The following is a 13,215-nucleotide window of genomic DNA, read 5'->3' as shown; positions in this document are numbered from 1 at the left end:
GCATCAGTCCTGTTCGGCGAACTTGATAGAACCCGGCTGCGGCGCAATCTTCGAGCCCGGCGCTGCGAGAGGTACACCGTCGATTACGACCTGGTCGGTCGCAGCCAGACCCGAGCGCACCACGCGCAGCCCGCCGCGAATGTCCCCGATCTCAACTTTCTTCGGTGTCACGATGTTGCCCTTGCCGACCGTGAGGACAATGTGTTCCGATTGGTCCGCAATGACGGAAGCATCCGGCACGAGCAGAGCCGGCTCAGGGGCTGATACGGCGAGGCGAATGCGCGCGAATCCGCCCGGAGTCAGACCCAGGTCGGGATTGCGAATCGTGGCACGGGCATGAATCGTGCCGCTGGAACGGTCAAGCGTGTTGTCGATGAAATCCAGTGTGCCGTCGCGCTCGTACTTCGATTCGCCATTGAGAGAGATCTCAATCTTGTTGGCGAGTGGCCCCTTTTCCTTCGCGCGCTGCTGCTGGAACTTCATATAGTCAGCCTCGCTCATGTCGAAATTCAGGTAGATCGGGTCCATGGACACGATGGTGGCGAGCAGGGTGGTCGGACCATTGGCTGCGCGGCTGCCGGCAATGATGTTGCCTGCCGATACCTGGTGTGTGCCAATCCGGCCGGTGAATGGAGCCTTGACACGCGTGCGCTCAAGGTCGAAACGTGCGTCCCGGATCTGCGCTTTCGCATCGTTCACGGCCGCCTGAGCAGCACGCTTTTCAGCCAGACGTTGCTCAACGTTTTGCTGCGTTCCGGCGTCGGTGTTCTTCAGCGTCTCGGCGCGGGTCAATTCACGGCCGGCCAATTCAAGTCGAGCAGTCGCACTTTCGAGCTGGGCTTGTGCCTTGCTAAGGGTGATTTCATACGGCTCGGGGTCGATGACGAACAGAACCTCGCCCTCGCGGACGATGTCGCCGTCCTTGAAGTTGATTTGCTTCAAGGTCCCACCGACCTGTGCGCGCAGCTCCACGTTCTTGACCGGCGAGAATTGGCCGAGAAAGCCAATGCGGGTCTCGACATCGCGTTGCAGAGGGGCACTGACTGAGACGATTGGTGCCTTAGTCGGAGCAGCCTGGACCTTGTTTGAACCTCCCACATAAAGCGTCAATGCGCCACCTGCCACAACAACAGCAGCCGCTGCGATTGACCCCACCCATACAGCTGTCCCCTTCTTGCGGGAAGTCTGGCTCGCGCTACTTCCGGCGTCCAGCCGGGTGATGTCGTCATTCATCTTCATTCCTCATTTGTCTTGGAGAGGGATTGCGCCGCTGAAACACCCAAGCCGGCACCGGTTTGTTCCGAAGCGTCCACATCTGCCTAAACCTCTCCAGCTGGTCTACCACCCCGCCAGCTTTAGATGATTGGTTGACGCTATCTGCCTGTAAGATAAAAGTCGTCATCTAAAAAGTCAAGAAATAGATGATCACTTGACACTATAAATTTTATGACCGATAGTTCAGACGTCGCCGGCGCAAGAGTTGGGTCGTCCCCGCGCGCGGCCTGAAGGAGTTGGCAAATGAAGAAGTCGAAGGCAGAAACCGCCGAAACGCGACGGCGGATTGTTGAAATTGCAGTGCGGGAGTTTCGGCGCAATGGCATCCATGCAACGGGTGTCTCGGAGATCATGGCGGCGGCCGGCCTTACACACGGGGGCTTTTATCGCCACTTTGCGTCGAAAGACCAGCTTGTCGCAGAGGCTTGCGCGGCAAGCATGGAGTCCCTGGTACAGACGGCAGAGGCTGCTGCCGAAGGTGGAACTGAGGCTTTCTTAAATCACATTCGGGACTTTCTATCCGCTGAATATCGAGACGACCGTTTGGGCGGATGCCCGTTGGTCGCCCTTGGTAGTGAGCTCGCGCGGGCGGACGATGACGCCAGGCGTGCTGCCTCGAATGGGTTCCGTGGGCTTATCGATGTGATTTCTGAGTACTTTGACTCGGAAGAGGCGAAAGGTGGCGCAATCTTCACGTTGTCGGCCATGATTGGAGCCGTCACGATGTCGCGGATCATCGATGACCCACAGCTCTCGAACCAAATCCTGGAAGAGGCGAAGAAGCGATTGGCGGGGCTTCCCACGGAAACTGCGGGAAGGAGGCGAGCCGCAGCAGGAAAGTCGCTGCCCAATGGGCAAACGGCGAATGCGCCGCTGGAGCAGTAGGGGCAGTGCTCGAAGCGCAAGCAGCGAAGCGAGGTCACGACAGAGCGAAAAGGCGGAATGAGCGAGCGGCATTTTTCTTTTCGACCCAGGAAGTTGACGTTGACCTACGATGGAATGCGCACGTCGGACAAAGCGGAACAAATTCCGCCTAGCTGTTAAAAACATAGCGTCGGCGGCTGCATAGACTCAAGTTCAATGTTCCAAAAGAATTGTTCGATAGAACGGAACAATGCGTGCTTGTTCCATCCACGAGTTGGTGGTGTGGTTACGCCTAGGTAGCCGTTATGGAGTGGTGTGGCCGCGCACGTGTCGCTTGCCGTGCGGCCAATTCAAGAGTGCACGCCCTCGGATCGGGACGCCAGAGTTATGGCGTGGCAAATGGCTATCTCCCGCAGCATGAGGGAGAGATAGGCATGCGCCGAATATGGTTTTAAATCACTCTTCCGATTAGGTGCGCAATCAGCTCGCTCGAAGACTGGACCCCGTACTTGAGCATCAGGCGAGCACGATGCCCCTCCACGGTGCGTGGACTGATAGCCAATTCGCGCCCGATCTGCTTGCTGCTGTTGCCGTTCACCAACAGCTGGGCTATTTGACGCTCACGAGAGGTCAGGTCGGCAGTGACCTTGCGTACCGAAGAAAGGTCTTCGAACGTCCAGACCGCAGCAGCGAATGGATCTGCCCGGTCGATTGCGCGCCCAGACACGTGACACCAAAAAAGGCTGTCGTTTGCGCGGCGCATGATGCGCTCATCCGAATACACACCAGTGTCTCGCATGATAAGCAGAGCTCGTTCGCCGATGTGCTCGAACTCCTTTGGCGTCGGATAGAGCGCCTCCAGCGATTTTCCGACGAGTGATTTCGGCTCGTATCCGAACATTTGACCGAATGCTCCGTTGTACGTGTGAACAACGCGTTGTCGGGACACCATGAGACCTACGGGAGCCATATAGAACGCCAGCATGAGGTCGCTGGCTTCGCTATCACGCTCGTCTCCGGATGCAATATGGGATGGGGCACGAGTTTTGCGTCGTGCTGAACCCGATGACTTGCCCTCGTGCCGCGCGCCTGATAGACCTGTGGCCCGCCAGATTCTCGCGACGGTGGACTGCGAGACGCCTGTTTGCCGCGCAACCTCGCGCGTGCTAGTGGCATCGTCTAAGGACAATCTGTGCGTGATGACGTTGGCCACGGAAACATTGTCGATGCGGCGCGGCGCACCTTGGCGAGGGGCATCGAGTAGCCCATCTTCCCCACGCGCGAGAAATCGGCCCCGCCATTTCACTACGGTCTTTTCGCTTATGCCCAGCTCCGCAGCAACAGCGGTGCTCGAGAGACCCTGCGCAAGTCGCGTCACGATTCGAAGCCGAAGCGCCGTTGCTGGCCCCGTTTCTGGAAGCCTCGAGCGCACTAATAGCGAACGAACTTCTGACTCGGATATGGAAAATTCTACGCGTGGCCGCCTCTTCATATCTGTCCCTTGCACCGTTTCGCCGCTGTATACGCTCTTACGCTCGAATTTTGGAACGAACTTATGAATCGCGTATCAGTGTGAACCCTAGGGTAATTGGCCGTCTGCCTGCGATGTTGCGAGAGATATAGATTACGACCAACAGCAATCCCGCATATGCGGCCCCTAGTACAGCGACATTGCCTGCAAAGGAGCGACCCATGTCAGCCAAATCCGTGTCCATCGTTGCGAGCGCTCATACCTCATTTGGCCGTCTCAGCCAGCAGACTCTCGAATCTCTCATCGTTGAGGCAACACAGAGCGTTCTTCGTGACGCCAAGATCGACGCTTCTGAGATCGATGCAGTCTTTCTCGGTCATTTCAACTCCGGCATGGTGCCCGACGGATTTCCCGCTTCGCTCGTACTGCAAGCGGATCCCGGGCTCCGTTACAAGCCTGCCATGCGATGCGAGAACGCCTGCGCGTCTGGATCGGCTGCTGTTCAGGCTGGCATCAATCTGATTCGGGCCGGCGAAGCTGAGCTTGTGCTCGTGGTTGGCGCCGAAAAGATGACTTCAAACTCAACCGCGGAGGTGACGCGCAGCCTTGCCGGTGCCGGTTACCAGAACGACGCCGAAGAAGCGAAGCTGAGCTTCCCTCAAGTATTTGCCGTCGCTGCGCAACAGTATTCGTCGCGTTTCAGGGACCCGCTTCCCGCCATGGCGGCTATTGCTGCAAAGAATCACGCCAATGCCCTGACGAACCCGCTTGCTCAGATGCGTCGGGAAATGACGTTCGAGCACTGCAATACGGTGTCGGATAGCAATCCGTTGATTGCCCCGCCGTTGCGCCTGACGGATTGCTCGCTGATTTCAGACGGGGCTGCAGCGATTCTCCTGGCATCGGAGTCGCGCGCCAAGTCATTTGCCAAAGAAGTGGCAATTCGCTCTCACGCCTTGGTCAGCGACATCTTGCCGCTGCGTCAAAGGGATCTGCTCGCTTTCGAAGGACCCCGTCGGGCCATCGCAGCTGCACTGGAGCGAGCTGGTGTGTCGCTGAGCGATATGGACTTCGCGGAAGTTCATGACTGCTTCACCATCGCAGAGCTGCTGATTTATGAAGCGATGGGACTGGCCCCTGCTGGCCAAGGCCACCTGGCACTGGAGGAGGGCATCGTTCAGCCCGGAGGGCGTCTGCCAGTAAATCTGTCCGGCGGTCTGAAAGCCAAGGGCCATCCTGTTGGTGCCACCGGTGTGTCGATGCACGCCCTGGCGTTCCGGCAACTTACCGGAGATCCTATAGGCGTGAGTGCTCACGAACCCGAGGCAGCATTGCTCTTCAATATGGGCGGGATGGGAGTCGCCAACTATGCGACTGTCCTCGAGGCACGGAGGGCGTAAGAAATGAACATCGCAAACTGGCTCGACGAAGCGGCAAACCGCTGGCCCGAGCGACCCGCGCTGTACCGGGGCACGATGCAGATTGCTGACTATGACGACTTGCGAAAGACGGTGCGCGAGCTGGCCGGCGTACTGCATGACGCCTATGGCGTGCAGCCAGGGGATAGGGTGGTGCTCTTCATGTATAACTGCTGCGAGTACCTGGAATGGCTCTATGCCATTTGGTGGCTTGGCGCGGTGGCGGTGCCCATCAATTGCAAACTGCACGTTGTTGAAGCTGTTCGCATTGTCGAGGATGCGCAAGCGAGCGTGTTGCTCACGGATAACGGCCACGTCTTCTCGACAACTGACCTTCCCGTCGGGTGCAAAGAGATCGCTGCGCTGCGCAATTTGCGGACCCCGCTGCTGGCCAGGCCTGTGGTAGCGCCAAAGGTTTGCTCGTCCGACACCCTTGCGTGGATCTTCTACACCTCCGGGACCACTGGGCGTTCCAAAGGCGCGATGCTCTCGCATGGCAATCTCTCGGCCATGTCGCTTTGCTATCCGGTCGAGGTCGAGTCGGTGAGTGGAGGCGATGCCTTGCTCTACGCCGCGCCAATATCACATGGCGCCGGCCTCTATAACTTCATCTTCATCAGGTCTGGCGCCGCGCATATCGTTCCGGAATCGCGTGCCTTCGACCCGTCTGAGATATTTAGCATCGCTTCTACCCTAGGCCGCGTATCGCTGTTTGCTGCTCCAACCATGGTGAAGCGGATGAGCGAGGAGGCGATACGGTCGGGCTATGGTGGTAACGGCATCCGCACCATCGTCTACGGAGGTGCGCCGATGTACCTGGCAGACCTGCGCATCGCATTGAACGCGTTCGGCCCGCGCCTGGTGCAGATTTACGGTCAGGGCGAATCTCCTATGACCATCACCGCGCTGAGCCGTGAAGCGGTGGGCAATCGCTCGCGGCCCGACTGGGAACGTGTCGCTTCTTCCGTCGGATGGGCGCAGTCATGTGTTGAGGTGAAAGTAGTAGACAGCGGCTTTGAGCCGGTGGCCTCGGGCTTGCAAGGTGAGGTCGTTGTCCGCGGCGCTACGGTCATGCAGGGATACTGGCGTAACGAGGTGGCAAGTCGTGCTGCGCTTGTGGACGGCTGGCTCCGCACCGGAGACGTCGGATACGTTGATGAGACTGGCATGCTCACCCTGACGGATCGCTCCAAGGACGTGATTATTTCGGGCGGCAGCAACATCTATCCCCGCGAAGTCGAGGAAGTCCTGGCTGAACATCCGGCGGTCGAAGAAGTGGCCGTGGTTGGTGAGCCGGACGACGAGTGGGGCGAAATTGTCCTAGCCATTGTCGTATTGCGAACAGGCCATGAAGCAGATGCCTTCGCACTGAACCGATGGTTCACAAAGACGATGGCGTCGTTCAAGAAGCCGAAGCGATACCTGTTCGTTGCAGAGCTTCCTAAGAACGGCTACGGCAAGATTCCCAAGACTGAGCTACGCCGCCTTTTCGTGGACACCAAGGATCGCGGGATCTCTCCCTTGGTCGTTTGATGTCCTCGGCTTTCTACTTCATCGATAAAGGATGATAGCAATGACTATCCTCTCAGGAGACAACGCGGCCCAGCGCCGTAAGGCATTCATAGGTGCGACCTCTGGCCATCTCATCGAATGGTACGACTACGGAGTCTATGGCTTCCTGGCGGTGTACATCGGGCAAGCGTTTTTCGTGTCAAACGACCCCATGACCAGCCTCATCAGCAGCTTCGCGGCATTTGCCTTGAGCTTCTTCATCCGGCCAATAGGGGGCATCTTCTTCGGCCCGCTCGCAGACAAAATCGGGCGACGCCGTACCTTGGTTATCGTTCTGATCCTCATGTCCGGTTCGACGTTCATGCTGGGCATTCTGCCGACATATGCATCCATTGGCCTAGCTGCCCCGGTCTTACTGGTTCTGTTGCGATGCCTGCAGGGCTTCTCCGCAGGCGGGGAAATCGGAACAACCACGAGCTTCATCGCGGAGTACGCAGGACCCGAGCGCCGTGGATTCTCTACCAGTTGGCTTATGGTAACGGCCGTCCTTGGTCTGGTGCTAGGCGGGGCGGTGGCGAATGGCATGACGCACTTGCTCGGAGCTAGCAGCATGCAGGAGTGGGGCTGGCGGATTCCGTTCCTGGTTGCCGGGCCTATGGGCATCGTTTCCATGTACATCCGGATGAAGCTGGAAGATAGCCCGGAGTTCAAGGCGCTCGCTCATGCCGGGAAGACATCGAAAGCTCCTTTGAAGGAAGTGTTCCAGTGGCGACGCGCCATAGCGCTGGTGTTCTTCATCATTACCCTGCACAGCTCGATCTTCTACCTGCTGCTGACCTTTGCTTCGACCTACATGTCAAAGGTGCTTGGGTTCTCGAGCGGGACCACTTTGACATATGTCGTCATTTCGAGCTTGGCTGCAGCATTCGTGATGCCTCTCGGCGGAAAATTCACAGATGTCTACGGTCGCAAGCCGTTTCTGCTGGTAGTGGGCGTGATGGCAACACTGGCGATGTACTGGTTCTTCCACGTAGCGCCACAGGCAACACCGCAAGGCTTCCTCTTGCCTCTGATGGCAGTTGCCATCTGCTTTGGACTCTATGCTTCTTCCACCTACGCCACGATGAGCGAGCTGCTGCCAACGCGTATCCGCTCGACCGGGATTGCGGTTGCCTACAACATTCCCGTGGCGATCTTTGGAGGTAGCGCACCGTTACTGTCGACTTGGCTGATCAAGGTGACAGGGGACATTACATCGCCTTGGTATTTCTATGTAGGAACGGGAGTTTGTTCTCTTGTCGCGCTCCTGTGCTTGCGCAAAGACGACTTTGTCGCGGCGGCTGCGGCCACAGAGCCGCCCAGCACGGAGGAGACCAACATGCCCGCGGTACAGGATGTACGAGCGGTCATCAGCTGAGTTGCATTTGGCGGCAGCTAGGGTGCGGCATCATTTCGATTCGCATCCTTGGCGTGCTCGCGAGATTCCCGTCTAATGCCGACGGCATACGTCGCCACTGCTTTGGCACCGTTCTGCGCATCGTACGGCGAGGAAGCGTCAGCTTTTCTCCGCATCGAAGCTCCTTCCGAGCAGGCCTGAGCAGCGCGATGCCAAGATTTAAGAAGGCGATGGCAGAATCGTTTGCAATGCCGGGGGAGCCAGCCGCTCTCTTGCTTGCTCTAGTCCCTTGGTCCAGTGCTTCGTTCATCACACGCGCCGCTGGAAATGGCGGCGCGGGCACCCGGGCGACAGTCACGCCGCCGGATTCTTGTCCCAGATTCGTTCTGGCAGGGACGACGTGTGTTGGCCTATGGTTGGAAGCTGAAGGTCAACTGGCACCACCTGACCGTCAATACGCACCGGGCACCCCACGGTTCGGGTTTTCGATCCATTGGGCAGCGTAAGCTCGTGCACAAGTCCGAGATGGTGTGTTTGTACATCGGCCAAGGCCTCTGCATAGCCGTTGATCGCGGAGGCGGGTACGCCCGCTGCGGAAAAAGCAGCCAGCCAATGCTGCACCGGGCAACGAGCAAACAGTGGATCCAGATGCTGCTTCAGCGCGGTCTGGTTTGCCGCTCGAAGCGTCGGGGACTGGAAGCGGACGTCGGTCCGCAGCTCTGCTGCATCAACTACTTCGCACACTGCTCGCCATAGCTTATCGTTTCCCGCGGCGATGGCGAACCAACCGTCCGCTGCCTGATAGGCTTGGTAGGGCGCATTGCGAGGATGCGCGGATCCCAACTTACGCGGATTGGCGCCCGTGCCAAAGTACTCACTAGTCTGCAGCGCCGCAATTGCCAGGGTCGCGCCGAACATGGGTACGTCAAGATGTCCGCCGGCACCGCCTTGGGCGACGCGAGCAAGCATGGCAGCGATGCTGTAGGCGGCGTACAGCCCGGACGAAAAATCGGCTAGTGGAACGCCACATTTCACAGGACCGCCCTCAGGTTCGCCGGTCACGCTCATCACGCCAGCCGCCGCCTGAATGGTCAGATCAAAGCCGCCTTCACCACTGCGTGGCCCACTCTGGCCAAAGGCGGAGATGGAGCAATAGATCAGCTTTGGATGGCGCTCGGCAAACCAATTCCATTCCAGACCCAGCCTGTCCAAGGTGCCGGGGCGGTTATTCTCTATCAATACATCAGCGCCGAGCACGAGTTCGCGGGCCTGGTCACGTTGTGTGGGATTCTTCAAGTCCAGTGCTACCGATCGCTTGCCACGATTGAGCGATGCAAAGTTCTCGCTGAATCCTCCCGTGAGGGGAGGCCATTGCCGTAGCGAGTCGCCCTCCGGTGGCTCGACCTTGATAACCTGCGCACCGAGGTCTGCAAGCAGCATGGCGCAGAAGGGTCCTGCTGCTACCTGGCAGAACTCGACCACCTTGATGCCTGTCAGCGGCTGCAGTTGTTCTTTCGAGTTGATTTGTACAGAGGTCATTTGTTTCGACTCCATTGCGAGGTATCTGCAAGACAAGATATGAGGAGCGTCTCCAGCGAGATAATCTCGCCGTCAGCGATTGACGAACTTTGGCAAAGCAAATGCCGTGACTGGCGGAGCTACACCTGAGAAGCGCTCGACTTGCACCAGGCAGGTCTGCGCAATGCAACCTTGTGACAACTCAGACGCCGGATGATCCAGGGTCAACACGTTGGCATTGCCGTGCTTCTCCAGCCGGGCAGGGTTCTTCCAGTCGACGGGGTCAAACCAGGCCCCAGTGGAAAGCTTGACAACCCCGCGCGAGATGAGCGGACTCAAGCGTGCCCCAGCCAGACAGGATCCACGGTCATTGAATACCCGGACCAAGTCTCCTTCTTGGATGCCACGCTCCGCCGCATCGTCGGGGTTGATAGTGATCGGCTCGCGCTCGTCGATTTTGTTTGCGCGGCTGTAACTGCTGTGGTCGAGCTGGCTGTGCAATTTCGTGAACGGCTGATCCGACAGCATGTGAAGCGGGTACGTGGCAGCCTTCGCGCTACCCAGCCATTCGATAGGTTCGTACCAGCGTGCATGCCCTCCACAGTCTGCGTAGCCGAAACTGTGGATTCGCTCGCTGAAGATCTCGATCTTGCCCGAGGGGGTTTTCAGTGGATACGCTTCCGGGTCTTGTCTGAACTCGGAGAACATCACGTGCCGCATCGGCTCAGGTGCGAGGTCGACGAGGCCTTCGGACCAGAAGCGATCGAAGTCCGGAAGCTCCACGCCGTAGCCGCGCGCGCGTAGGCTTGAGTCCTCATACAGTAGCCGGATCCATTCTCCAGAGGTCCTGCCCTCAGTAAAGGAGGCCTGTGCTCCGAGTCGTCTGGCTAGGTCTGCGAAGATGTCGTAATCGTCGCGCGCCTCGCCAACCTTTGGGATCACCTGTTGCATGGCCACCATGAAGCGCTCCTTCGTGGCGTAGCCGATGTCGTCGCGTTCCAGTGTTGTGGTCGCCGGAAGAATAATATCCGCGGCTTTTGCAGTCGCTGTCCAGAACTGCTCATTCACGACAATCGCCTTTGGTCTGCGCCAGGCCTTCAACAGTCGATTAAGGTCCTGATGGTGGTGAAAGACATTGCCGCCAGCCCAATAGATGAGCTCGATGCGGGGATAAGTGAGCGTTTCGCCGTTGTAATTCAGAGTATCGCCAGGGCGCTCAAGCATGTCTGTGATGCGCGCGACGGGAATGAACTGCTTGATGGAATTGGTTCCCTGCGCAAATGTCGGCCCGCCAAAGTGCGGTGTTATGTTCCCAATTCCATTGACAGTGCCATAGGCAACCCCAAAGCCTCCGCCCGGCAGCCCAATCTGTCCCAGCATGGCGGCGAGTGTGACCAACGCCCAATAGGGTTGCTCCCCGTGATGTGCCCTCTGCAGCGACCAGGACATGTTGACGATGGAGCGCACACTAGCCAGTTCACGGGCCAACGTACGAATTCGTTCTGCGGGCACACCTGTAATCGTGGACGCCCATTCCGGGGTCTTGGCGATGCCATCGTTCTGACCGGTGAGGTAAGGTACGAACCGCTCGAATCCAACGCAATGCGAAGCTAGAAACTGCTCGTCATGCAAGCCCTCAGAATTTAGCGTGAAGGCCATCGCGAGGATCATGGCGGCATCTGTGTTGGGACGAATGGGAATCCACTCATGGCGAGTGCCCGTATCAAGGTCGCTATTGACCGGACTTATGTTGACGAATCGCACTCCGGTCCGAGCCATTTCGCGGAGCGATCGGGAAATCTTGTGTTCGGAGGTCAGGCCCTGGGAAATTTGGGCGTTCTTTGCAGGTACTCCGCCGAACGCGACAAACAGTTTTGTGTGGGCAGTCAGGACGTCCCAACTGGTGTGGATATTGATAAGGTCGTCCATGGGTGCGATCACGTGTGGCATCAACACACGTGCTGCTCCCAGGCTGTATGTGTCGACCGAACGCACATAGCCACCAATGCAATTCAGAAAGCGATGAATCTGACTCTGAGCGTGATGAAAGCGTCCCGCACTGGACCATCCGTAGGACCCACCGAAGATCGAGGAATTGCCCCATTCCGCGATCACACCCTTCAAGGCCATGGCTGCAAAGTCGAGCGCTTCATCCCAGGCCACTTCCACATAGGGATCAATACCCCGTAGGTCGGGCCGGGTACCCCACCCATGCCGCAGCCAACTCAGCCGGATGGCAGGCCGCTTGACGCGAATATCGGCCTGGCTGGCCGCAAGCGCACCAAGGCCAATAGGCGAGGGGTCTGGGTCTTGCTCGAACGGCAGTAGCGTGGATTCACCACCAGAGTTATCTACCCTGTAAGTGCCCCAGTGAGCGGCGGTGTAGGTCACAGATCCAGCTCCAGGCAGTTTCCATAGCCCGAGACGAATGATTTCTTGGCGCCGGTTGCACTGTCGAAGACGTGTCGCTCTATGCTTCCGATGTCACCTCCGTACAGATGGATGCTGATCGAGACGCGATCCGAGTAGGCATTCCAGACACGATGGATGTCTCTACTCTGAGGCGACACGGTGGTGAACTTTCCTGGCTCGAGCAGCTCGGGCTCGCCTATCGGACACGGTGCGCCGTCACCCACCGAATAGTGCTGTGACCACTCGGTGCCCCGAAGCATTCCGACGACTCCCCATGTAAGGTGGTCGTGAACGGGCGTTCCCTGGCCAGGCCCCCAGACCGCGCTGATCAGCGAGTAACGACGGTCGGGGTCGCAGTAGAGGAGGTGCTGACAGTAGTGCTCGGGATGGTCCTCGGCCATGGTTGGTGGCAGCCAATCGTCGCGCGCCACCAAGGCTTGAAGGGCAGCAGTTGGAAGAGTGAGGCGGGCGCTCTCGCTAACGCCAGCGCTGAAGACCGAACCGTTAATCTCGCGGATGAAGTCGTCTAGGCGGTAGATATTCTTCATGCTGATGATTCCTTTAGCGGCTTAACTGCCTGCAGTTGGGCCGAGCGATAGGCGATGATCCGCGCCTTCGTCTGACCACCGCAAACCGATCTTGCAAGGGCTGCCAGATCCGCATCCCTGTGGTCAGGGCATGTAATCTGGCGAAGCACGGCGCTCGTCTCCGCTTCCAGGGTTTCGGCTGGCAAGCTTGCAATTGCCGCATCGACGCAAGGAGACGCAACGATCCGCGAGGAAAGTCCGGTCGCCAACGCCTGATCGGAACTGAAGGTTGCTGCTCCGACCGTTAGTTCGCGCGCGGCTTCGCGTCCGACCCTGGCAAAGAGACGGCCGGTTCCAAGGACCACGCCGAACGCGGGACCGGGAAATCGAAAAGTGGCATCTTGCGTGCACATCCTCACGTCGCACGCGACAAACATATCGGCCCCGGCGCCCCAAGTCTTCCCCTGCGCCACTGCGATCGTGCGAACTGGGGCGTGCCATAGTGCTCCCAGCAGCATTTCAAGCCGGATGAACCGCATGGCGAGACTTGCTTCACTCTCTGTCTCGAGATTTGCGAGGTCAAAGCCGGTGCAGAAGTGCTTCCCGCTACCGGACAGCACAACGGTGTGCACCGGGCCACCAGGATGCAGCGCAGTGATGCGCTCAAGCAGCGCGTCAACCACCTCCGCGGACAAGGCATTGCCGCGGGCGGCCTGGTTGAACCCTAAGCGCAGGAAGCCGCCCTCTTGCGTCACGACCAATGGTCGGTCAGCCAAGGTATGGCTGAGGGTCTGGATCATTTAATCTCCTCGAGTACGACGC

Annotated in this window: 10 protein-coding genes; 4 read left to right on the top strand and 6 right to left on the bottom strand. The window is 58.5% G+C overall.

Annotated elements, in window-relative coordinates:
* Positions 1 to 3: 3 nt before the first annotated feature.
* Positions 4 to 1,233, bottom strand: coding sequence for an efflux RND transporter periplasmic adaptor subunit (locus tag ACGLHR_RS15470; RefSeq protein ID WP_400094939.1), 1,230 nt, complete (start codon positions 1,231 to 1,233; stop codon positions 4 to 6).
* A 285-nt stretch (positions 1,234 to 1,518) separates the two neighbouring features.
* Here ACGLHR_RS15470 and ACGLHR_RS15465 point away from each other — a divergent pair, with 285 nt between their 5' ends.
* Positions 1,519 to 2,160 carry a TetR/AcrR family transcriptional regulator gene (locus ACGLHR_RS15465; RefSeq protein WP_400094937.1) on the top strand — a complete coding sequence of 214 codons (642 nt, stop codon included), beginning with the start codon at positions 1,519 to 1,521 and terminating at the stop codon, positions 2,158 to 2,160.
* 430 nt (positions 2,161 to 2,590) lie between these two features.
* On the opposite strand, the gene ACGLHR_RS15460 is transcribed toward ACGLHR_RS15465, so the two are convergent.
* Positions 2,591 to 3,631, bottom strand: a complete 1,041-nt coding sequence (locus tag ACGLHR_RS15460; protein ID WP_400094973.1) for a LuxR C-terminal-related transcriptional regulator — start codon at positions 3,629 to 3,631, stop codon at positions 2,591 to 2,593.
* 200 nt (positions 3,632 to 3,831) lie between these two features.
* On the opposite strand from ACGLHR_RS15460, the gene ACGLHR_RS15455 reads away from it, so the two are divergent.
* From ACGLHR_RS15455 to ACGLHR_RS15445, 3 genes are read left to right on the top strand one after another with little or no spacing between them, the layout of a single operon-like run.
* On the top strand, positions 3,832 to 5,010 hold the full coding sequence (locus ACGLHR_RS15455; RefSeq protein ID WP_400094936.1) for an acetyl-CoA acetyltransferase: 1,179 nt from the start codon (positions 3,832 to 3,834) through the stop codon (positions 5,008 to 5,010).
* 3 nt (positions 5,011 to 5,013) lie between these two features.
* Entirely contained in the window at positions 5,014 to 6,561 is a 1,548-nt protein-coding gene (locus ACGLHR_RS15450) for a class I adenylate-forming enzyme family protein (RefSeq protein ID WP_400094935.1), read from the top strand.
* A gap of 40 nt (positions 6,562 to 6,601) precedes the next feature.
* A complete protein-coding gene (locus ACGLHR_RS15445; protein ID WP_400094934.1) occupies positions 6,602 to 7,957 on the top strand; it encodes an MFS transporter in 1,356 nt (451 codons plus the stop codon).
* 333 nt (positions 7,958 to 8,290) lie between these two features.
* On the opposite strand, the gene ACGLHR_RS15440 is transcribed toward ACGLHR_RS15445, so the two are convergent.
* From ACGLHR_RS15440 to ACGLHR_RS15425, 4 genes are all read right to left on the bottom strand, one after another.
* On the bottom strand, positions 8,291 to 9,475 hold the full coding sequence (locus tag ACGLHR_RS15440; protein ID WP_400094932.1) for a CaiB/BaiF CoA transferase family protein: 1,185 nt from the start codon (positions 9,473 to 9,475) through the stop codon (positions 8,291 to 8,293).
* Between the two features lie 72 nt (positions 9,476 to 9,547).
* Positions 9,548 to 11,845, bottom strand: coding sequence for a molybdopterin guanine dinucleotide-containing S/N-oxide reductase (locus tag ACGLHR_RS15435; protein ID WP_400094930.1), 2,298 nt, complete (start codon positions 11,843 to 11,845; stop codon positions 9,548 to 9,550).
* The gene (locus ACGLHR_RS15430) at positions 11,842 to 12,414 is read right to left on the bottom strand and encodes a cysteine dioxygenase (protein WP_400094929.1); all 573 of its coding nucleotides are present in this window, start codon (positions 12,412 to 12,414) and stop codon (positions 11,842 to 11,844) included. Before ACGLHR_RS15430 ends, ACGLHR_RS15435 begins: the two co-directional genes overlap by 4 nt.
* A complete protein-coding gene (locus ACGLHR_RS15425; RefSeq protein ID WP_400094927.1) occupies positions 12,411 to 13,193 on the bottom strand; it encodes an enoyl-CoA hydratase/isomerase family protein in 783 nt (260 codons plus the stop codon). The genes ACGLHR_RS15430 and ACGLHR_RS15425 overlap by 4 nt, the downstream gene beginning before the upstream one ends.
* Positions 13,194 to 13,215 lie beyond the last annotated feature (22 nt).

It is taken from the genome of Cupriavidus sp. CuC1, assembly GCF_044627735.1.
GTDB lineage: Bacteria > Pseudomonadota > Gammaproteobacteria > Burkholderiales > Burkholderiaceae > Cupriavidus > Cupriavidus ulmosensis.
The sequence above is the reverse complement of the archived record's forward strand: the minus strand, read 5'-3'. Positions and strand labels throughout refer to the sequence as shown.

What these genes read in the sequence shown, in the direction of transcription:
- ACGLHR_RS15460 (WP_400094973.1), bottom strand. Translation starts at nt 3,631, where the DNA reads ATGAAGAGGCGGCCACGCGTAGAATTTTCCATATCCGAGTCAGAAGTT.
- ACGLHR_RS15425 (WP_400094927.1), bottom strand. Translation starts at nt 13,193, where the DNA reads ATGATCCAGACCCTCAGCCATACCTTGGCTGACCGACCATTGGTCGTG.
- ACGLHR_RS15450 (WP_400094935.1), top strand. Translation starts at nt 5,014, where the DNA reads ATGAACATCGCAAACTGGCTCGACGAAGCGGCAAACCGCTGGCCCGAG.
- ACGLHR_RS15440 (WP_400094932.1), bottom strand. Translation starts at nt 9,475, where the DNA reads ATGACCTCTGTACAAATCAACTCGAAAGAACAACTGCAGCCGCTGACA.
- ACGLHR_RS15430 (WP_400094929.1), bottom strand. Translation starts at nt 12,414, where the DNA reads ATGAAGAATATCTACCGCCTAGACGACTTCATCCGCGAGATTAACGGT.
- ACGLHR_RS15465 (WP_400094937.1), top strand. Translation starts at nt 1,519, where the DNA reads ATGAAGAAGTCGAAGGCAGAAACCGCCGAAACGCGACGGCGGATTGTT.
- ACGLHR_RS15470 (WP_400094939.1), bottom strand. Translation starts at nt 1,233, where the DNA reads ATGAATGACGACATCACCCGGCTGGACGCCGGAAGTAGCGCGAGCCAG.
- ACGLHR_RS15455 (WP_400094936.1), top strand. Translation starts at nt 3,832, where the DNA reads ATGTCAGCCAAATCCGTGTCCATCGTTGCGAGCGCTCATACCTCATTT.
- ACGLHR_RS15445 (WP_400094934.1), top strand. Translation starts at nt 6,602, where the DNA reads ATGACTATCCTCTCAGGAGACAACGCGGCCCAGCGCCGTAAGGCATTC.